Source organism: Cellulophaga sp. RHA19 (assembly GCF_002813425.1).
In the GTDB taxonomy this organism is placed as follows: Bacteria; Bacteroidota; Bacteroidia; order Flavobacteriales; family Flavobacteriaceae; genus Cellulophaga.
Window position 1 is genome coordinate 824827 of record NZ_PHUL01000001.1, and the last position, 20203, is coordinate 845029.

Annotated in this window: 22 protein-coding genes; 1 reads left to right on the forward strand and 21 read right to left on the reverse strand. The window is 32.7% G+C overall.

What is annotated here, in order from left to right; all coding sequences use genetic code 11:
- Position 1: 1 nt before the first annotated feature.
- From AX016_RS03665 to AX016_RS03745, 17 genes are all read right to left on the reverse strand, one after another.
- Entirely contained in the window at positions 2-505 is a 504-nt protein-coding gene (locus AX016_RS03665) for a hypothetical protein (RefSeq protein ID WP_100894323.1), read from the reverse strand.
- 193 nt (positions 506-698) lie between these two features.
- Positions 699-1568 carry an ATP synthase F1 subunit gamma gene (gene atpG, locus AX016_RS03670; protein WP_100896795.1) on the reverse strand — a complete coding sequence of 290 codons (870 nt, stop codon included), beginning with the start codon at positions 1566-1568 and terminating at the stop codon, positions 699-701.
- Between the two features lie 92 nt (positions 1569-1660).
- A complete protein-coding gene (gene atpA, locus AX016_RS03675) occupies positions 1661-3241 on the reverse strand; it encodes a F0F1 ATP synthase subunit alpha (RefSeq protein WP_100894324.1) in 1581 nt (526 codons plus the stop codon).
- Between the two features lie 45 nt (positions 3242-3286).
- Positions 3287-3826, reverse strand: coding sequence for an ATP synthase F1 subunit delta (gene atpH / locus AX016_RS03680; RefSeq protein ID WP_100894325.1), 540 nt, complete (start codon positions 3824-3826; stop codon positions 3287-3289).
- Positions 3827-3835: 9 nt separating this feature from the next.
- Complete coding sequence (locus AX016_RS03685; RefSeq protein ID WP_100894326.1) at positions 3836-4336, reverse strand: F0F1 ATP synthase subunit B; 501 nt, start codon at positions 4334-4336, stop codon at positions 3836-3838.
- 95 nt (positions 4337-4431) lie between these two features.
- Positions 4432-4623: an ATP synthase F0 subunit C gene (gene atpE, locus AX016_RS03690; protein ID WP_013620961.1), complete on the reverse strand. Its 192-nt coding sequence runs from the start codon at positions 4621-4623 to the stop codon at positions 4432-4434.
- Positions 4624-4672: 49 nt separating this feature from the next.
- Positions 4673-5788, reverse strand: a complete 1116-nt coding sequence (gene atpB / locus AX016_RS03695) for a F0F1 ATP synthase subunit A (protein ID WP_100894327.1) — start codon at positions 5786-5788, stop codon at positions 4673-4675.
- A 119-nt stretch (positions 5789-5907) separates the two neighbouring features.
- A complete protein-coding gene (locus AX016_RS03700) occupies positions 5908-6300 on the reverse strand; it encodes a DUF6168 family protein (RefSeq protein ID WP_100894328.1) in 393 nt (130 codons plus the stop codon).
- Positions 6300-6536, reverse strand: coding sequence for an AtpZ/AtpI family protein (locus AX016_RS03705; RefSeq protein ID WP_232732594.1), 237 nt, complete (start codon positions 6534-6536; stop codon positions 6300-6302). Before AX016_RS03705 ends, AX016_RS03700 begins: the two co-directional genes overlap by 1 nt.
- A complete protein-coding gene (locus AX016_RS03710; RefSeq protein ID WP_100894329.1) occupies positions 6514-6933 on the reverse strand; it encodes a bactofilin family protein in 420 nt (139 codons plus the stop codon). Before AX016_RS03710 ends, AX016_RS03705 begins: the two co-directional genes overlap by 23 nt.
- Before the next feature lie 7 nt (positions 6934-6940).
- Positions 6941-9484 (reverse strand): type IX secretion system periplasmic lipoprotein PorW/SprE, encoded by a 2544-nt coding sequence (gene porW / locus AX016_RS03715; protein ID WP_100894330.1) that lies wholly within the window; start codon positions 9482-9484, stop codon positions 6941-6943.
- Positions 9485-9674: 190 nt separating this feature from the next.
- Positions 9675-10415: an ABC transporter ATP-binding protein gene (locus tag AX016_RS03720; protein ID WP_100894331.1), complete on the reverse strand. Its 741-nt coding sequence runs from the start codon at positions 10413-10415 to the stop codon at positions 9675-9677.
- A gap of 44 nt (positions 10416-10459) precedes the next feature.
- Complete coding sequence (locus tag AX016_RS03725; protein WP_100894332.1) at positions 10460-11932, reverse strand: DUF5687 family protein; 1473 nt, start codon at positions 11930-11932, stop codon at positions 10460-10462.
- Between the two features lie 61 nt (positions 11933-11993).
- The gene (locus AX016_RS03730) at positions 11994-12692 is read right to left on the reverse strand and encodes a hypothetical protein (RefSeq protein ID WP_100894333.1); all 699 of its coding nucleotides are present in this window, start codon (positions 12690-12692) and stop codon (positions 11994-11996) included.
- Between the two features lie 2 nt (positions 12693-12694).
- Entirely contained in the window at positions 12695-13384 is a 690-nt protein-coding gene (locus tag AX016_RS03735; RefSeq protein ID WP_100894334.1) for a hypothetical protein, read from the reverse strand.
- A gap of 1 nt (position 13385) precedes the next feature.
- Entirely contained in the window at positions 13386-14018 is a 633-nt protein-coding gene (locus AX016_RS03740; RefSeq protein WP_100894335.1) for a hypothetical protein, read from the reverse strand.
- A 4-nt stretch (positions 14019-14022) separates the two neighbouring features.
- Positions 14023-14361 carry a PadR family transcriptional regulator gene (locus AX016_RS03745; protein ID WP_038505492.1) on the reverse strand — a complete coding sequence of 113 codons (339 nt, stop codon included), beginning with the start codon at positions 14359-14361 and terminating at the stop codon, positions 14023-14025.
- Between the two features lie 188 nt (positions 14362-14549).
- Between AX016_RS03745 and AX016_RS03750 the strand changes: the two genes are divergently transcribed.
- Positions 14550-15605 carry a ferredoxin--NADP reductase gene (locus AX016_RS03750; RefSeq protein ID WP_100894336.1) on the forward strand — a complete coding sequence of 352 codons (1056 nt, stop codon included), beginning with the start codon at positions 14550-14552 and terminating at the stop codon, positions 15603-15605.
- 55 nt (positions 15606-15660) lie between these two features.
- On the opposite strand, the gene AX016_RS03755 is transcribed toward AX016_RS03750, so the two are convergent.
- The 4 genes from AX016_RS03755 to AX016_RS03770 all read right to left on the reverse strand — a co-directional run bounded on the left by AX016_RS03755 (position 15661) and on the right by AX016_RS03770 (position 20198).
- Positions 15661-16449 carry a patatin-like phospholipase family protein gene (locus tag AX016_RS03755; RefSeq protein WP_100894337.1) on the reverse strand — a complete coding sequence of 263 codons (789 nt, stop codon included), beginning with the start codon at positions 16447-16449 and terminating at the stop codon, positions 15661-15663.
- Between the two features lie 231 nt (positions 16450-16680).
- Entirely contained in the window at positions 16681-17667 is a 987-nt protein-coding gene (locus AX016_RS03760; protein ID WP_100894338.1) for a phosphotransferase, read from the reverse strand.
- Between the two features lie 4 nt (positions 17668-17671).
- Positions 17672-18739: a nucleoside hydrolase gene (locus AX016_RS03765; RefSeq protein WP_100894339.1), complete on the reverse strand. Its 1068-nt coding sequence runs from the start codon at positions 18737-18739 to the stop codon at positions 17672-17674.
- Between the two features lie 10 nt (positions 18740-18749).
- A complete protein-coding gene (locus AX016_RS03770; protein ID WP_100894340.1) occupies positions 18750-20198 on the reverse strand; it encodes a SusD/RagB family nutrient-binding outer membrane lipoprotein in 1449 nt (482 codons plus the stop codon).
- Positions 20199-20203: the final 5 nt, after the last annotated feature.

Sequence of the window (20203 nt, forward strand, 5' to 3'; positions counted from 1 at the left end):
GTTATTCTTTTGATCTAGTAGGGTAAATTAAAGCTTGTTTGTGCTTTATACCTGTTATCTTAACATAGTTTATTACATCGCCTTTATAGTAGCTTAAAACAGCTTCATCATAAGCCAACTCAAACGGAAAGTCTTTTTGTAATTCTTTTGTTGCAGGCGAGTTTCCAACTTCCTCTTTTGGATCTGCATGCATTACCATATCTTTAGGGGGCACAGCCTTTTTAGCCAACATTGTTGCTACAACAAATTTTTGACCTTCTTCATCCTGTATTTTAACATAAGATTGTTGACCTCTAAAAAAAAGCGAGTTTACTCTATAACCATCTAAATTAGCAACAGGTATTTTTACTTCTACACCTGCTCCTGACTCTTCTTTACCTCCATACCAATCTTGGCAATATGCCGTTCCTATTTCAAAAGGAGCAGAATCAACTAAATTCTTTTGAGAAGAACAACTGCTTAACATTCCTAAAACTACAAGTATACTAAAGATTGAATTTTTCATAATGGGGGTGTTTTTGATATTTATAAAGATACAATGACAAATTTAATGCCAAGTATTTCTTTTAAAAGATTTCAAAAAAACAAAAACCTCACGAGAAGTGAGGTTTTTAGTTCTATTTTTCGTCTAGATACGTAATAAATCAGACTTACACCTTAAATTTATTTTAATATCTAAGATTAAAAAATCTTAAATTTTAGTTGTTTAACGCTTCTGCACCACCAACAATTTCTAATATTTCATTAGTAATAGCTGCTTGTCTTGCTTTGTTATACGTTAATTTTAACTGGTCTCTAAGCTCTGTTGCATTATCTGTTGCTTTGTGCATAGCAGTCATACGAGCACCGTGCTCACTAGCAAAAGAATCTCTAACACCTTTATACAATTGTGTTTTTAAAGACTTTGGTATTAATTGCTCTACAATTTCTTTTTCAGAAGGATCGTAAATATAATCTGTTGCATTACTAGAAGTTTCTTTTTCTGATGCTACAGCTACAATTGGTAAAAACTGTTCTGTCATTACAATTTGCGTAGCAGCATTTTTAAACTTGTTATAAACAACCTCTATTTTATCATAAGTACCATTAACAAACAACTCCATTAAATCCTCTGCAATTGCAGAAACATTATCAAAAGTTAAATCGTCATAAACCGTACTGTGGTTTGCAATTACGTTGTAATTTCTAGAAAGAAAATCGTTAGATTTTTTTCCTATTGCAAGAAACTCAACTTCTTTACCTGCATATGTATTTTCTGCAAGAGAAACACTTTGTTTAAGAATGTTAGAGTTAAAAGCACCACATAAACCACGATTAGAAGTTATGGAAACTATTAAAACCTTTTTAATTTCTCTTTCCTCAGAAAACTTACTACCAGAATCCGCATCTAAATTAGCACTTAAGCTCTGTAAAAGCTCTGTTAATTTATCAGAATAAGGCCTCATTGCAGTAATTGCATCTTGTGCCTTCTTTAACTTAGCTGCAGATACCATTTTCATTGCGCTGGTAATCTGCATCGTTGAAGATACTGATGCTATTCTGTTACGTATTTCTTTTAAGTTTGCCATTTTTTCCTCTCCTAACCTCTCCATAGGAGAGGGATTGATTAGTCTAATTAAAATTCCCTTGTCTTATTCTCCTTAAAGAGAACCAAGAGGGATTATGCTCTATATTTTGCTGAAAGATCTTTACAAACAGCTACTAAAGTATCTGTAACCTCGTCAGTTAATTTACCAGACTTTAAAGTATCTAAAACATCTCTATGCTTAGCATTTAAAAACTCAACATATTCAGCTTCAAACTCTTTTACCTTTTCTACTGGCACGTCTTTTAACAAGTTTTTAGAACCTGCATAAATAACTGCCACCTGATCTTCTACAGTGTAAGGATCGTTTTGAGCTTGCTTTAAGATCTCTACGTTACGCTTACCTTTTTCAATCACATTTAAAGTAGATGCATCTAAATCTGAACCAAACTTAGCGAAAGCTTCTAGCTCACGGTATTGTGCTTGATCTAATTTTAAAGTACCAGATACTTTTTTCATTGACTTAATCTGTGCGTTACCACCAACACGAGATACAGAAATACCTACATTAATTGCCGGACGTACACCAGAGTTAAATAAATCTCCATCTAAGAAGATTTGCCCATCTGTAATAGAAATTACGTTTGTTGGGATATAGGCAGAAACATCACCTGCTTGAGTTTCAATAATTGGCAATGCAGTTAAAGAACCACCACCTTTTACTATTGGCTTTAAAGACTCAGGTAAGTCGTTCATATCTTTAGCAATAGCATCATCATTAATAACTTTTGCAGAACGCTCTAATAATCTAGAGTGTAGATAGAAAACATCACCAGGGTAAGCCTCACGTCCTGGAGGACGACGTAATAATAAAGATACCTCACGGTAAGCAACTGCTTGTTTAGATAAATCATCAAAAACAATTAAAGCTGGTCTACCAGTATCTCTAAAGTACTCACCTATAGAAGCACCTGTAAAAGGAGCATAAACTTGCATTGCTGCAGGGTCTGATGCATTTGCAGCTACTATTGTTGTGTAAGCTAAAGCACCTTTTTCTTCTAGTGTTTTAGCAATTAAAGCTACTGTAGAAGCCTTTTGACCAACAGCAACATATATACAATATACAGGCTTACCTGCATCGTAAAATTCTTTTTGATTTAAGATAGCATCAATACAAACTGTAGTTTTACCCGTTTGTCTATCTCCAATTACCAACTCACGCTGACCTCTACCAACTGGAATCATAGCATCAATTGCCTTAATACCTGTTTGTAATGGCTCTGTAACTGGCTCTCTATAAATAACACCAGGAGCTTTACGCTCTAAAGGCATTTCATAAGTTGTTCCTGCAATAGGACCTTTACCATCTATTGGGTTACCTAAAGTATCTACAACACGACCAACAATACCTTCACCTACTTTTACAGATGCAATACGGTTTGTACGTTTTACAGTAGAGCCTTCTTTAATCCCTATTGAACCACCTAATAATACAATACCAACGTTATCTTCTTCTAAGTTAAGTACTATACCTTCTAAACCACCTTCAAATTCTACTAATTCTCCGTATTGAGCGTTAGCTAATCCGTAAGCGCGAACAATACCATCACCTACTTGTAATACTGACCCAACTTCATCTAAAGATGCGCTAGCGTCAAATCCTGATAACTGTTGTTTTAAAATTGCTGATACTTCAGCGGCTTTTACTCCTGCCATGTTGTTTTAATTAATATTTACAAAGTCCGTAGTATATACCAAAGACTATAGACTGTTTGAAAATTCTCTTTTTAAACTATTTAATTTATTAGCTACACTTGCATTGTATTGCAAATCGCCAATTCTTAATACAAAACCACCAATAATACTTTCGTCTATAACATTTGTTATAGCTACTTTTTTACCAGTTAACTTTGTTAATTGCTCTAAAATTTTTGCTTCTAATTCTTTAGTTAAAGTTACTGCTGTGGTTACAACTGCAGTTTCTTCTCCTTTAAGCTTTTCATTTAAAACAATATAGTGCTGAGCAACTTCTTTTAAAAGTGACACTCTTTTATTATCTACAAGCAAAGAAATAAGTCCCTCAGAAATACTATGACTCCCTGCAAAAACAGCTAACAAAGCATTCTTTTTAATAGCTCCTTTAACCACAGGGCTACCCAATAGATCTTGAAGTTCCTTGCTGTCTGAAATTGTTTGTACAACAGAATGCATGTCTTTTTCAACTGCATCTGTAGCCTTAGTTTCAACCGCTTGGTTTAAAATGGCTTTTGCATATCTAATAGCTGCTCTAGACTCGTTCATTTTCCCTTATTAGTTTAGCTTAATATCGCCTACCATATCTTCAACCAACTTAAGTTGCTTGTCATTATTAGACAATTGCTCCTTAATAACTTTTTCTGCTATTTGCACAGATAAGTTAGCTACTTGGTTTTTAATATCTGCTACCGCTGCTTTCTTTTCACTATCAATAGTAGCTTTTGCTTGTGCAATTAATTTATCGCCTTCTATAATAGACTGCTCTTTTGCATCTGCAACAATTTTTTCTTTTATTTCGCGAGCTTCTTTTAACATAGCATCACGTTCTGCACGTGCTTCTTGCAATAACCTTTCGTTATCCGCATGCAAGTTCTGCATTTCTTTACGTGCATTTTCTGCCTCTTCTAAAGCACTTTTAATGCCATCTTCTCTTTCATTTAAAGAGTTCATTATTGGTTTCCATGCAAACTTAACCATTAAGAAGATAAGTACTAATAAAATTATTAGCAACATGAAAAACAAGCCAGGCGAAAAATCGTTTAATAACTGATCCATTATAAAATATAAATTATATTCTTTTTGTTTTTTTGTTTAATTACAAACACATCCTGTAACCAACCGTTACAGGAATGCGATTGTTGTTTTTGTCCTTAAGCTTTTCCTAAGATCAAAGCACCGAAAGCTAAACCTTCTAATAATGCTCCGATAATAATCATTGCTGTTTGGATTTTTCCAGCTGCCTCAGGTTGACGAGCAATACCTTCCATTGCTTTACCACCGATTTGACCTAAACCGATACCACCTCCGATAACGATTAATCCTGCTCCAATTAAATTGTACATAGTAATTGATTTATATTAAATTAAACAAACTCTTATTCTACTCTAAAAATTAATGATGATCATGCTCTTCTACAGCCATACCAATAAACAATGAAGATAACATTGTAAAAATGAAGGCTTGTAAAAACGCTACTAGAATTTCTATTAAAGAAATAAATAACGTTAAAAAGAATGACACACCTAAACTACCACCAACACCCAAAGCTTCTCTTGCCGTAAATGTTACAGCAACTAAGCCCATAACTACAGCGTGACCAGCAGTAATGTTAGCAAATAAACGAATTAATAAAGAAAATGGCTTAGTTAGCATACCCAACACTTCTATTGGAATTAAAGCTATTTTCATTAAAACTGGCACACCTGGCATCCAGAAAATATGTTTCCAATAATCTTTATTACCGCTAAATTGTACTATAAAAAATGTAAATAAGGCTAAACAAACTGTTACTGCTATTTGACCTGTAACATTAAATCCTATTGGAGTTAAGCCTAATAAGTTTAATATCCAGATAAAGAAGAATACAGTTAATAAAAAGCCCATAAACTTACGGTAATGCTTTTCTCCAATATTTGGTCTTGCAATTTCATCTCTCACGTATAACACTAAAGGCTCTAAAACACGACCAAAACCTGTTGGAATTGGACTCTTTTTATACCCTCTAGCTAAAGAGCCAAAACCCCAAAGCATTAATAAACCAGCTAGCAAAATACCTACAACAGTTTTAGTGATTGAAAAATCCCAAACCTTGTGTGCATTTGTAGCGTGGTGTTTATCGTCAAAAGAAACTGTAGCCGCTCCTTCTTCTAACTCATATATTTTACTATGAATTTTTGTAAGCTGAACTCCATCCTTGTTTACGATAACATGACCGTCATCGTTATGATGAAATTCTGAAGACATAAAAGTCTTAAGACCTTTGCTTGTCCAAACAATAACTGGTAACGGAAAACCAAAGTGCTTACGCTCCCCTGCATCATTTGTATATGAATACAAAGTGAAGTCGTGTGAATCTGCTAAGTGATGGCTAATGTAAGCCTGAATCTCTTCGCTACTATTTACTTGTGAATCATTTTCTTGTGGCTCATTGTTGTCGTTCGCAAAAGAACCCAAACTAAACACAAGTGCCGTGACTAAAATAATTTTACTAAAAAATGTATTTCGCATATTGCTTAAAAAATATCGGTCTCTAAAAATCGGTGCAAATGTACGCTTTTCTATCAAAAAGAAAAAAACCTTTTTTTGATTATTTTAACACAAGCCAAAAAGCGCAACAAATAAGTTTGTTAGTCTAAGTTTTTGAGCACTTTAGCAACAAAAAACGTCTCTACCAGTAAACATATGCTGTACGGGACAAAAAAAGAAGCAAATTCTGTTAGATTTATATTATCATCTGCATTAAATGATGGGTAAAAAAGCATAAAAAAGAAAAGAAATTTTATGGCACTACCAATAATAAAAAAAATACCTAATTGTGTTTTAAACTGATTTCTTAACAGATAAATGATTGTAAATATTACAGTTACCAACACAAAATTAATCACATAAGAAAGTACAATCTTATTATCAAACAAAGGTTTTTGCATATCATCTAACACTAATAAGTGCACACCAAAAGCTACTGCTAATGAAATAATAATTGTAGAGAAAAAGTAGATAAGCAACTTATGATTTGCCATTAGAATTTTATTTTTTTTAATTGTGTAACAACTGCAAAAATAGAAATTGCTACACCAGATAGTGTAGCAATTACAGTAAAAATTTCGTTATTTATATTATAATGTGCATCTAACCACACACCAGCCTTATGAGCTAAGTAAATAATTGCTCCCATTTGAAAAGCAATACCAGAAAGCATTGCTGCATTTTTTAAATGATTAGGCTTATTTTTATTAGGAAGCTTTGGAAGTTCCACCTGCTGCAGCTTGTTTAGCTCCTGATAAAGCACCATTTTTACCTCCCATAACACATGAAGCATTAAATGTTGCTCCAGGCTCCACAGCTAGCTTAGAAACAGAAACTGTACCCTCTATAACTGCTGAAGATTTTAATGACAATAAATCTGACACCAACAACTCTCCGTTAAAACCACCTTCTATGTCTGCATTAACACACTCTACTTTACCGTGTATGTAACCATCTTTGCCAATGACTACCTTTCCAGATGTTTTTACGTTACCATCTAACTTACCGTCTATTCTAAAATCAGCTTCTGAAACTATATCACCTTTTATTTTGGTGTTTTTTCCAATTCTGTTAGGCTGGCCGCCCATATCTACAACATCTCTAGGTTTACTCTTATCTGAAAACATATTTTTTTTACGGTTTTGGAGTTAATAGTGTGTTTTTATACTCGTTTAATTTTTTATGCACTTGTACAACTTTATAGTTGTTGGATAAAATTACAAAATTCTGATGACCAACCTTGTAATCTTTATTGTTTTTTAATAATTCTGCATACCCTAACGCAAATTCTTCTGATGCAAACCCATGCACCACAACAAATTGCTGCTCTAAATTGTAAATATCTTTAGACGCTTTATTTTTATATTTTAAATCTTCAATAGACTTTTTCACTAACTCTAATAGGTCGTTTGCAGCGGCATCATTACTTCTACTAAAAGGAAAAACAACTTTCCAAGTCCCCTTTACATTTCCAGATTGATTTACAAAATCTGAATTTTCTAATTTCGGAATCTGAAACTTAATCATTTCCTGAGCTCTTTTACCCTCTGGATTGTTTGGATAATTTAATGCCACATAGTTTAAGCCTTCCTTAAAAGCTTCAAAGCCTTCAATTCTTCCCGTAGCCATTGCTTTTAGCATCTCAAACTTAGGTGCAATTTCATCTCCTGTATACCTATTAATATTTTCTTCTGCACCTGTTATAACCTGCAAATATTGCTGATTTTGAAACATTTTATACAACTTTGTATACCTTGCATCTGGTGTATCTGTGCTACCTTCTAAAATAGCTTGCGGATTTAACAACACTTCTGCATACCTAGATCCTTTGTGGTTGGTTATAATATCTTGCTTCATTGCTGAAGCTAAATTACTACCAGACTCTTCATAAATCTTATACAAATTATATTTTGATGGTAATATTAAACGCTCTTCTGGGTTAGACTTTAAAACCGTCTCTAACTTGCCAGCAGCCAACAAATTCTCTTTAAATTTCTCTTTATATATTAGCCCTAATTGGTAATTAGCAAAATTTCTTTCTTTTTTTAAGCTATCAATTACAGTAACATCTGCAGGTAGCTTATCCATATAATAACTTACCTTGTACTCTTGCCCTTCTTCTGCTAACACATCTGTATTGGCATTAGCTACATCTGTATCTTCAGTCTGTATTACAATGTTTTTATTAGACCAACGCCAGTTATCTTCTAACTTACGAGAACCCCAAGCTGTTTTAAAATCGGTTTTACCGTAGCCTAAACTTGTAACGTTATAAAAGTAAAACTTTCCTTTGTTTTGTTTCCCTGCCTTCGTATTTGCAAAAGCCGCAATTCCTGCATTTTGACGTTCTTTTTCTTTTTTTGCAGCCACTTCTTCTTTAGCTTTTTTATCAGCAATATATTTTTCAAAATAAGCAACCTGTTTGTCTTTTGGCAAACTATAAATTGTAACCACACTGTCTGTATATTGCACTATATCCTCATATTTTACAACATCCTCTAAATTGTCTAACTTCTTTTTTATTAGCCTGTGTTTTTTACTTGTCTCTACTAAATTAGTAAGCGTGCTATCAAAATAAGCGCCTGCGGTTTTATAGTTGTTTTCATCAAAATAAAACTCCCCTAAATTCTCGTAATTAAGCGCATTTAATCTGTTATCGTTTGTGGTAGCGCGCAAAGACTTATCAAAATAAACCAAAGCCATACTATCTTGTGCTTGATTTAAAAAGAACTGTGCTTTTTGCCTGTATATTTTATCTAAAAACGGTCTGTTTTCTCTGTTCTCTTCTAAATCTGTTAAATACTCAAACATTTCTTCTTTGTTGTCTGCAGTAACAGTTGTGTTCATTATTTTTTGCAAATGCGCATTAATAAAGTACACACGAGGAGATTTTCTGTTTAAATCTATAATTTTATTAAAAGCATAATTGGCACTATCTTTTTTATTAAGCTGATTATACAATTGCCCAATAATAAAATAATACCGTCCTTTTTCTTCTTGTTTTTTTGTGTAAACAGACGCTCTTTTTAATTGCTGAATTGCAGTGTCTGGAGCATTTAAATTAATATATGCCTGTGCCATAACAGCTCTTGCATCTGCATATTCTTGGTCTGATAAATCGTCGTACTTAAAAAGTTTTTTTAAGTTTTTAATGGCAAGTTCTTCATTTTCTAAACGTACATTGGTTTTTTCTCTCCAAATACGTGCCTCGTTAAACTTGTCACTTTGTATGTAATTTTTAAGCACATAGTTAAATGCTTCTTGTGCCGGAATAAAACGCTGATCAAAATAACGGGCTTTACCTAAAAGTAAAAAAGCCTCGTCCGTTTGCGGATTACGCTCCCTGTCTTTAATTACCATACTATGTTTTTGTATGGCTTTAGTTGCTTTTTCTTCAGCAATAACAAAGTTTGGATTGTTATTTTCTGAGTCTAGTTTTACATCATCTGTAACCTCCAAACGCTCTATTGGCAATAAATCCCAGTAATTATCTTTGTAGTTGGCATTTAACTCTTCTCTGCCTTTTTCAAAAGCAATATTACCATTGTAGAGTACATTAAATTTAGTATTTAATGCATGCCACTCTCTGTTTACAAAGGCGTTCTTTTTAGTAGAACAGGCATTAAAAACTAATGCTGCTAGCGCTACTGTTCCTATAATTTTAGTTTGAAGCTTCAAAATTGTATCTATTCTTACCTAAACAAAACAGAAAAACCGCACTATTATTATGTTTAAGGTGCATAAATTTACTATTTATTTTTTATTATCTAGTTTGATGAGCTGCTGAAAGAAAAAGACCCATCAATTTATACGCAAATTGACAGGTCTCTATTTCATAAAATAACAGCTTTGTAATAACTGAAACTATTTATTCTTCGTCTTCAAAAACAGCAACTGCTGCGTCTGGTGCTTCTGCTCCAGAGAAGAAAATTTCTAGTTCTTTTAATGTAGCTGCAGATGTTTTTATATCTTTTATCAACTCACCTTTATCTAGCACCACAATACGCTCACAAACCTCTGTAACGTGACTTAGATCATGACTAGAAACCAATACTGTTGTATTTTGGTTTGCTGCTAAATTCTTAATTATACCTTTTAGTCTTATTTGCGTAGTAGGATCTAAATTTGCAAAAGGCTCATCTAAAATAACAACCTCAGGACTACCAATAAAAGAAGCTACAATACCAGCTTTTTTCTGATTCCCCTTAGATAAATCTCTTAAATACTTTTTCTGATTTAATATTTCTCCGTGAAAAAAATCTTCAAAACTATGTACTAGCGCATCTACATCTGCTTTGTTTTGCCCTCTTAACTCACCTATAAAATAGAAGTATTCTTCTGGTGTTAAGTAACCAATTAAAAAAGATTCATCTATAAATGCAGACGTAAAAGGTTTCCAGGCTTCACTAGCATCTACCTGCACATCATTATTAATAATATTACCCGTAGAAGGCTGAATAAGGTCTAGCAGCAAGCTAAAGAATGTTGTTTTACCTGCTCCATTATTACCTACTAAACCAAAACATTGGCCTTTTGGAATTTCTAAATTTTCTATATTTAAAACCGTAGCTGTGCCGTATGTTTTTGTAAGGTTCTGTGCTTTTATCATGGTTTTTATTTTTTATGGTTATACTCCTTTTACAGAGTTACTTTTTATGCTTTTTGTTTGTATGCGTGTATAGTTTTATACTTCTCTTTTTTGTAGATTTTTTCAATCTTATCAAAAACTAGATTTCTAAATGCCATTCCTAAAATACCTGCTGCTGCAACAAGTATGTAACCTGTTGTTGCATTTACTAAGTAATATCCTGCAGCAAAAATGACCATTGGCAATATTAATTTAGGAAGCGATAATAACATTGTTTTCATATTAAAAGCCTGCTTGTCTCCAAATGCTTTTTTATTAGACGTTAAGTCTATTGGCATTTTTATAAAAGCACCTCCTAACAATACTAAGTGCGAGTTTACACCTATATTATAAATAGCACCTACTAATACCGCTAAGTATGCGTTTATGCCAAAAAACAAATAAAATGAAGCCAAAACAGTACTAACTAGCGTTGCAATTACTACTAAATACCATTTTGAGGTTATGTAGTCTCTGTATTTAATATTCTGACTCATCATTAACTGGTAATAAGCACTATCCCAACTTGGCACAAACTGTCCAAATGTGAATAAAAATCCGCCTGAAACAAATATTCCACCAAATATTTGCCAAACAGGTCCGTCATAAACCTCTACTACTCCAGAGCCAAATAATAAACCATAAAACAAAAATAGAAAACTCATTAAACCAGCTGTTTTAGGTCTCTTATTTCTTTTTATAAGTTTAATATCATTCTTTAAAAATGTTCCTGTATTTCCAAACCTATCCAAGAAAGATAAATCTTCTGTTTTAGCAACGGTTTGTTTGCCCTTTAAACCTGCATCTAAATACATGTTCTTTTTAAAATAGCTAAATGCTGCAAAGTACAAACCTACCAAGGCTACCCAAGGCAAAGCAACCATCCAAGGTGTATTATATAAGCCATTAAAAAATGTTGCTGTGTAATTAGTAATATCAAAAATACCAAAGTACTGACAAGCACCTAAGGCAACAAAAATTGCAATTACAGGGTAAAAAACACTGTCTTTATTATTAACTAAAACATTAATAAAGTTACTACAATAAATAAGCGCAAAAATACCAAAGTGCCAAGCTACAACGCCAAGCGGATTATAACCCTCTATTAGCAATACAATAGAAAATGGTAAAAAGAAAAATGCGTAACCCCAATTAAAAAAGGAAGCCACAGTTTTACCTAAAGAATAATTTACAACTTGTCCTTTTTTTAATGGTAAATAAAGTAAAGGCTTAATATTAGTTACAGGCATTTTCTGTATCATATACCTAATTAGTAAATCTAACACAAAAAGGTATATCATATATTTATTTACTATCTCTAAAGGGTCTCCTATTTCTGCTTTTTCAATAAGATAATAAGAGCCAACGCCCATAAATAGAAAAGCAACTATAAAATACAGTGCAAAAAAGCCCATAAATATTTTAAGTGCCAAGTTGGTTTTAAAAGAGGCTGACCTAAAAAAGGACTTCCATTGAAGGCTTAAAAAGTGTTTTAACATAATTTAAGGTTGATTAATTATATTTTGTTAGTGGCAACAAATACTAATTTGTTACACTATTTTAAATTAAATTGTATTCCGGATACGTTTCTTCTAACAATTCTTGAGCTTTGCTAGGCATTACATAAGCTGTAATGTAAAAAGTTAAACATAACAAAGTAGCAGCAATGGCAATAAGTGCCAACCAGTAACTATGAAGCTCACTAAAATTAAAGCGCATAGCGTTTAGAATATTAAAAACATTAGTAAATGTTAACACAGAAAAACCATTTCTGGTATCGCCAATCATAGCTTCTAGCATAAATACCTTTTCTTTTTTCTGCTTTTTTGTTTTCTCTTTTTTTCTTCTTTTAAATTGATGGTAAAAATCTACAGCTACTAAAATTAGTATTGAACCCATTAATATGTACGATGCTTGCTTTAAATGAAGCACCAGAAAAAAGCCCATAAAAATTGCAATAGTGGTTAACAGCTTTGGCAACTGAAACCACTCTTTAACAAACCTAAAAAGTATTTTTCTGTAACGTTTGTTCATAGCTTTTTGGCGTTTTTCTACAACATCCATAAAACCAAAAACACCAAACTTTTTAAATTCAACTTGCAAAGCATCATCAAAAGATAGATTTGGATTTTGTTGCCATTGTTCTTCTATACCATTACTTAAATGATCTACTAGCTCGGTCTGCAAATCATAATGCATTACATAATGCTTGCGGGTAAATGCGTATAATTCTTCTATTTGTTCTTTAGTTAGTTTCATATTCACACTAATGAGTATTCAGGGTAAGTTTCTCTTAATAATTTATTTACTTTTTTAGGGATAATATATATCATTACAAAACATATAAATAGATATGTTACCGTATAAGTGGAAAGTGTATATTGAAGATATATATTTTTGAGAACACCATTAGAAGGTGTATACCAATTGTACATATAAATTGGTAAGTAAAAAAATGCTATACTGTTTCCAAACTGATAAATAATATCTTTTAACAACCATCTTTTACCCTCTTTCAACTTTTTCTTATTTGTAAATGAAGAAATCAACAACAATGCCGCTGCAAATAACAAAACTCCATTAATTATATCTAGCTTAGAACTATTAGAAAAAAAATTGAGAGAAAAATTGAATGTAAAAATGCATCCTATAATCAATAGTATTTTGGGAAACTTAAAATACTCCTTGCAAAAATGAAGAATTAGCCCAATATACTTTTTATTCATTTGCACTTTTTTACTATCTACAACATCCATAAAACCAAAAACACCAAATTTTTTAAACTCAACCCCTAAAGCATCATCAAAAGATAGATTTGGATTTTGTTGCCATTGTTCTTCTATACCATTACTTAAATGATCTACTAGCTCGGTCTGCAAATCATAATGCACTACATAATGTTTGCGGGTAAATGCGTATAATTCTTCTATTTGTTCTTTAGTTAGTTTCATATTAAACAACAGTATAATGATTGGTATATTTTTTATGAAGCTCTAGAATCATCGCAATAAACGCAGTAGATAGCCCCAGTAATAGAGCAAAAACTAACGTAAAACAGTAGTCGTTTGTAATTACAGATTTTTCATTAAAAAAAGGGTGTTGAAAAGCGTTATATAGTTGAAAAATTAAAGTAAGCATAAGTCCAGCTCTTTCAATTCCAGAGAAACGTTGCTTACGCTTTTTTAACACTACAATGTAATATACTAGTAAAGCAATTATTAAAAAACCAAATGGTATAAGTTTTACAAACTTCTTGTTCCCTAAAGGAAAAAACTGTATTAAAAGGAAAAAGCTGACCACCATAACACCTATATTTAGTGGTGCTATAAACTTTTTAAAAAGCGATTTAAGTACTATTTTATCTGTAGTTTTTTTAAACTGCATATTGTACTTTAATAAATCTTTTTTATACACAACCATATACGCCTTAAAAGCGTCATAAAACGTAAGGGTTTCTTCTTCCATTTTTTCTAATACCGCAGTAGCAACATGGTCTACCATTTCTGTTCTGACATCTGTAAACATAATATCAGAATTTTTAAGATAGGTGTCTATAAATTGTATATTTTCTTTGTTTAATTTCATACCTCTATTCTATACTCCATTTAGGGTTTACTAAATTTTGCATACTACGTATAAACTCCTCTAACTCTGCCAATCTGTTAACGGTTTCTTTTTCACCTGCTTCAGTTAGCTTGTAATATTTACGCAAACGATTATCAACTTTTGCAACCTCAACATCTAAAAGTCCTTCCGCTTCTAATTTATGTAAGGCTGGGTATAATGCACCTTCCGTAATTTTAAGTTCTCCTTTGGTTAACTCTTTTACTTTTTGTGTAATTTCATATCCATACATCTTGCCTTTTTCTTCAAGCAACTTTAAAATAATAGTATTTAAACTACCCTTGTATAATTTAGAATTTCCCATTTTTTTGTTCTCTTATTTTGCTCTTAAAACAAACATCACCTATTTATATAGCAACTTTTAGCAGTAAAATTGCTTTCACGAATATATACATAATTTTCTTATGCATAAGATTTCTATGTATTAAATTTTAGTGAACTAGGTTTTTTATCAAAAGGGCAATGTGTATTTTTGTAGAAAACATTTTTTTTATGAATCATTTTCATCCGTTAACGGTACAACATATAAAGGCTTTAACTCCTAGTTCTGTAGCAATAACATTTGCTATTCCTAAAGACTTAATTCAGACTTTTAAGTTTATATCTGGCCAATACATTACTATAAAAAAAGAAATTAAAGGTAAAGAATTACGTAGAGCGTATTCTATTAGTTCTTCTCCTAAAAAAGATTGTATTACCATTGGTGTTAAAAAGGTAGATAATGGTGGCTTCTCTGACTATGCACATTCTAAACTTAAAGAAGGTGACGTTTTAGATGTTATGGCTCCAGAAGGCAGGTTTGTTTTTAAACCTACAGATGCCGTTAAAAATGTTGCCGCTTTTGCCGCTGGTAGTGGTATTACACCTATTATTAGTATTGCTAGGTCTGTTTTAGACAGCAATCCAAATAATAAATTTGTTTTAGCATACGGTAACAAATCTTTTGAAGAAACAATGTTTCATACAGATTTAGCAAAGCTTCAACTAGAATATAATAACCGATTTTTTGTTCACTTTATATACAGCCAAGAGCAAGATGAAAACTCAATTTTTGGCAGAATAGACAGGTCTACAGTAAACTATATTACCAAAAACAAGCATAAAGATATTGCTTTTGATGATATTTACTTGTGTGGACCAGAAGCTATGATTAATACAGTTTCTGATACTTTAAAAGAAAACGAAGTTAGCGAAGACAAAATACATTTTGAGCTTTTTACAACTACAGAAATTAAAGATGAAATGCCTGTAAAAGAGGGCGGACAAACATCTGTTACTGTTACTGTTACTGTAGATGATGAAGATTTTACTTTTGAAATGGATAAAAGCACCATTGTATTAGATGCTGTTTTAAAAGAAAATATAGATGCACCATACTCTTGTCAAGGCGGCGTATGCAGTAGTTGTATTGCTCGCGTTACAGAAGGTAAAGCTGAAATGGTTAAAAACCAGATTTTAACTGATGGTGAAATTGAAGACGGACTTATTTTAACGTGCCAAGCACACGCAACAACACCGACTTTAAAAGTAGATTTTGACGATGTTTAAAAGCTAGTTAATTAAAATAGACAAAGCTGTTCTGTAAAGAGCAGCTTTTTTTGTTTTAAAGTGGTTGTTTTAGTTCTTTTTCAAAAGACCTACAAGCGGCATCATAACCAATAACAAAGGCTTTTTCTATGCCTTTACGGTCTAATAGCCCAATACGTTCTATTTCACGAGACTCTAATAATAAATTACAGGCGCTTAATTTTTTCTTTGCTGATGCGTATATCATTAAACCTGTAACCCTACCAGTAAGTTGTAGTGAGTTTTTAAGGTCTTTTTGGTCTAACCTCCCCACAATAGACACATTACTGCCAATAATATAATCGCAAGTATTCAATAATGGCTCCAAAGGAAAATTATTCATTATACCACCATCTGCATATAAATTACCGTTAATTTCTATAGGAGAAAAAACAGGAGGTAATGCTGCAGAAGCTAACATTGGTCTAATTAACTCTCCCTGACAGAAAAATTCTTCATCACCATCCTGAAGATTTGTAGCTACAATATGTAATTCTTTTTTTAAGGCCGAAAAAGCATTCTCTGGAAAGTATTTGCCAAACACATCTATATACTTTTCCGTATCTAAAAGTCCGGCTTTTGCAATGGTTAAAAAATGATAATGAAAAAGAGGTGTTTCTTTAAAAAAACGAAGCATATCATCAATAGAGTTTCCATTAGCGTACAAAGCTCCTACAAGTGCACCTACGCTACTACCAGAAACTCTGTTTGCGGTTATACCAAACTCGTTCATTGCTTTAATTAAGCCAATATGTGCCATACCACGAACACCACCACCAGAAAGCACAAGACCAATAGATTTTGATGTAGTAATTTTAGCGTCCATTTTACCTGTTTTTTATCAAATTTACTATAAAATGCCATTACAAAGCACTTCTTTTTTTAAACCGATTAGTTTGTAGACTACCTTGTAAGACTATTTAGAATATCAATTTAGTGCAATCAACCAAAAAAAGCCAACGCTTATAGACATTTTATATTGTTTGACGGCTTTATAAAATAGAAGAACCAACTACATAGTTGGTTCTTCTATTTATTTAAAAAAATTAAAAAGTACTTAGCTCACAAGAATTTCACGTGATTCATTAAGTAATTTTATTCTTTTTTCTAATCTTATTTCTAGTGGTAATTGTGCTAAACCTATAATTCTACGCAGTATTTCTATTGCCATAAATTTATAACAAAGTACATCATCTAAATCTGCCAAAGACTTATATCTTTTTACAGCTTTTTCAATAATTATTGATGATTGATTTGCCATTTTTAAATGCGCTAACATAACACCAATTTCAAACTCAGCCTTACCAAAAAAACAAAACTCAGGATCTATAATTTTTAAGCCACCAACAGTTGCCAACCAACTACCCGGAAAATAATCGCCATGCAATAAAATATCACCATCCTCCAAATACAAATCTCCTAGTTTTTTTATCTCTGCCTTTAATACATTATCTGCCTTTAAGCGGTTTGCCTCTTTTTGTAAACCGGGTAGTATATCATCTAGATTAATACCATTATTAACTGCGTATGGGTAATTAAATATATGCTCGTGATTTAACTTGCGCATTTTAGTGTTGGTAATTATATGCGTCTGGGTTTCTGTAGTAATACTTGTATGCAAACAAGCTGCAAAGTCTATGACTGCAAATAAATCTTCCTCTAAAAACTCTTTTCCTAATTGGTACAGGTATGTAAAATCAGACCCATTACCAAGATCCTCCATAACCATAACGCTATTATCCTTGTCTAAACCAATTAGAGTAGGCATCATAGCTTTTAAACTAGGTACACTTTCTATAACCTCATAAAACTCTGCCTCACGCAATACTCGTTCTGCTGGCGCAGCTACTTGCGGGTACTTTTCTACATAGTCACGACTTTGTTTTACTATAAAAGATCTTGTTTCTGTTAGTATACGCAGCGTAAAGTTCATATTTCCTTCGCCAGGCTTTTCTACAGCAACAATGGACTCGTTTTCTTTTAACCAATCTTTACTTTGTAAATACTTAGTTAAATCCTCTATGTTGTTGTTTAATTTAATCACTTTGCTAGTTTTTAAATGTTGCCATTAATTTTTGATGATATCCAGGTACTACATCATAACAATATGTTACGGATGCGCCACCTTCTTTGGTACACAATAAGTAAGATTTGTAAACCTCATTATTGTTATCTTTTACGGTATCGTCTAAATTAATCTCTAAACGCGCTTGTAAAGGCTCTGATATTATGTCTTGTGGAGCAATAATATAATGACTCGCCATAACATCAAACGGATTAAAACCGTCGGCTCCTTGATTTTTCCACTGCTCTATCCAAGGTTGAGATGCTGTTGCTAACCATTTCATACCTGGAGTCGTATTTTTTAGAGCCTCTAAATCTTCTTGCTTCACCCAAACCTTACTAGAGATTTCATACGGACAAAAAACAAGTGGCACATTGCGCTCTAATAATATACGAAAAGCAGTATTATCTAAATCAAAATTTAAATCTTTAGCTAAAACACCTTTGTTTCCTATTTTAAAATAATCTAAAGGCGTTCTGCGACCAGCAACTAAAACAACCTCAACAATTTGAGATTGTAACTCTGGGTATTTTAATAACAACAAACCAACATTAGTAGCAGGGCCAATTGCCAAAATAGTTAATGGCTGCTTTTTTAATGCTGCAGCCATTGCCTCTACTGCATCATTAGTTACCACACTGTCTAAATTTATTGCTGTACTTGCACCTTTATAAACCTTAATTTTTTGTGCTGCAAACTCCTTACTTATATAGTTGCCAATAGCAAAAGCATTTTCTACGCTATTGTTACCAAAAACAGTACTTAGACCATTAATTTTTACATTATCTGCTTGTAATAATTGTAAAACCGCATAACCATCATCTACATCAGAATAGCCAGGTTTTCCTATATTCTTTTTTCCAACAGCTAAATCTGCGTCTATCCAAACTTGTTTTACTCCGTTTATAATTCCCTTTGGCTTTGCTTTGTCTGTAGCTTCTTTTTTGGGCTCTTGCTTTACTTCAGCTACAACATCTTTAGCTTGCTCTTTACAAGCCAAAAACATTAGAAACATTAGTAAAATACCAATTAGTTTAATTTTTTGTTTCATATTTTTTATTTTATTTTTCCCACCAGCCTTTACTGTTTATATTATCTCCTCCAATACGCTCCACAGCTACTTTATAATTTTCACTATTTGTTGCTTGTTCAGATTCTGGATACAAATACCGAACGGGATATTTATCATTATTAAAGTTGTCTGGACCAACCTCTAAATTTGGAATTCCTGTTCTACGTACATTAAACCAAGCCTCGTGACCAACATTAATTAAGCTTAACCATTTTTGAGTTAGTATTTTTTCTAAATCATTTGCAGTACCATCTAATACTATTTCTGTTCTTGTAAAATAGTCTGTAGGCAGCACAGTATTATAATACTCAAAACTAGCTGTTACTGCATTTTGGTAATACATATTTGCATCTCCTGTAATATAACCCCTTGCTGCTGCTTCAGCAAGTGCAAATTGCACTTCTGAATACTGCATATATTGCGCATCTATACCATCTGCAACATCTCTAAAAATAGACCCAAATAAAGATATGTTATTTAAGTCTATACCATTTGCATTTATGGTACTACTAGATTGTCCGTTTTGCAATCCTTTGTATTCTGGCGTAGCAGAATTTTTACTTGCCTCTGTAGGCTTATAAAGCACTGCAACACGAGGATCATCCCATGCAGTTAATACAGTTTCTACAGTATTTGTCATTGTATGCTCTTGGTACAACCCTAAAGCTGCGTTAAACATAGGAAACTGGTTAGGAGCAGAGGCCAAATAAGGTACTACAGCGTTGTCTGCATTAGACTGCATTAATTTACCAGAATCTGCCAAAGTTTGTAAATCTGTAAAGTCTGTTGTTCTTTTACTAATACGTAATAAGTAACGTACTTGAAGCGAGTTTGCAAAACGCACCCACTTGTCTAAATCTCCTTGAAACATAATATCACCCTGAATAACGTTATTTGTATTTTCTAGCGTATTAACAGCTTTTTTAAGTACTGCTAATATTCCTGTTTCTGGATCTGTATAAATACTTTCTTGTGTATCATACTTAGGAGAAAAAGTACCTTCTAAAGCTGCTACTGCTTCTGTGTAAGGCACATCATTCCAAAGGTCTGTTAACTGAGAAAAAAGGTAACTCTGCATAATATCACCAACAGCCACGTAAGCATCGTTTGCCGCTGGTGAGGCTTTCATCGATTTAATATCTGATAATAATCTAAAAATAGCACTCCAGTACTCACTATTAGATCCCATTTCATAACGGTCTATACGCTCAAACTCTATACTTGCTGCAAATTGCGCTAAATAATTAGCTTGCCTAAACCCTTGTTGATACGCGCTAAGGTCTGATGATACAGAAACCACATTGGTTAACAAAAACTGTGGATCTACACTTTCTGGCGCATTAGGGTTGGTGTTTTTTTCTTCAAAATCGTTAGTACAAGCAGTAAAAACAATGCTTGCTACTGCTGTTGCTACAAATAGCTTTATATATTTTTTCATCTTTT

Excerpts from the sequence above, each read along its gene's own strand:
- AX016_RS03665 (WP_100894323.1), bottom strand. The coding sequence starts at position 505 with ATGAAAAATTCAATCTTTAGTATACTTGTAGTTTTAGGAATGTTAAGC.
- atpG (WP_100896795.1), bottom strand. The coding sequence starts at position 1,568 with ATGGCAAACTTAAAAGAAATACGTAACAGAATAGCATCAGTATCTTCA.
- atpA (WP_100894324.1), bottom strand. The coding sequence starts at position 3,241 with ATGGCAGGAGTAAAAGCCGCTGAAGTATCAGCAATTTTAAAACAACAG.
- atpH (WP_100894325.1), bottom strand. The coding sequence starts at position 3,826 with ATGAACGAGTCTAGAGCAGCTATTAGATATGCAAAAGCCATTTTAAAC.
- AX016_RS03685 (WP_100894326.1), bottom strand. The coding sequence starts at position 4,336 with ATGGATCAGTTATTAAACGATTTTTCGCCTGGCTTGTTTTTCATGTTG.
- atpE (WP_013620961.1), bottom strand. The coding sequence starts at position 4,623 with ATGTACAATTTAATTGGAGCAGGATTAATCGTTATCGGAGGTGGTATC.
- atpB (WP_100894327.1), bottom strand. The coding sequence starts at position 5,788 with ATGCGAAATACATTTTTTAGTAAAATTATTTTAGTCACGGCACTTGTG.
- AX016_RS03700 (WP_100894328.1), bottom strand. The coding sequence starts at position 6,300 with ATGGCAAATCATAAGTTGCTTATCTACTTTTTCTCTACAATTATTATT.
- AX016_RS03710 (WP_100894329.1), bottom strand. The coding sequence starts at position 6,933 with ATGTTTTCAGATAAGAGTAAACCTAGAGATGTTGTAGATATGGGCGGC.
- AX016_RS03720 (WP_100894331.1), bottom strand. The coding sequence starts at position 10,415 with ATGATAAAAGCACAGAACCTTACAAAAACATACGGCACAGCTACGGTT.
- AX016_RS03725 (WP_100894332.1), bottom strand. The coding sequence starts at position 11,932 with ATGTTAAAACACTTTTTAAGCCTTCAATGGAAGTCCTTTTTTAGGTCA.
- AX016_RS03730 (WP_100894333.1), bottom strand. The coding sequence starts at position 12,692 with ATGAAACTAACTAAAGAACAAATAGAAGAATTATACGCATTTACCCGC.
- AX016_RS03735 (WP_100894334.1), bottom strand. The coding sequence starts at position 13,384 with ATGAAACTAACTAAAGAACAAATAGAAGAATTATACGCATTTACCCGC.
- AX016_RS03740 (WP_100894335.1), bottom strand. The coding sequence starts at position 14,018 with ATGAAATTAAACAAAGAAAATATACAATTTATAGACACCTATCTTAAA.
- AX016_RS03745 (WP_038505492.1), bottom strand. The coding sequence starts at position 14,361 with ATGGGAAATTCTAAATTATACAAGGGTAGTTTAAATACTATTATTTTA.
- AX016_RS03750 (WP_100894336.1), top strand. The coding sequence starts at position 14,550 with ATGAATCATTTTCATCCGTTAACGGTACAACATATAAAGGCTTTAACT.
- AX016_RS03755 (WP_100894337.1), bottom strand. The coding sequence starts at position 16,449 with ATGGACGCTAAAATTACTACATCAAAATCTATTGGTCTTGTGCTTTCT.
- AX016_RS03765 (WP_100894339.1), bottom strand. The coding sequence starts at position 18,739 with ATGAAACAAAAAATTAAACTAATTGGTATTTTACTAATGTTTCTAATG.
- AX016_RS03770 (WP_100894340.1), bottom strand. The coding sequence starts at position 20,198 with ATGAAAAAATATATAAAGCTATTTGTAGCAACAGCAGTAGCAAGCATT.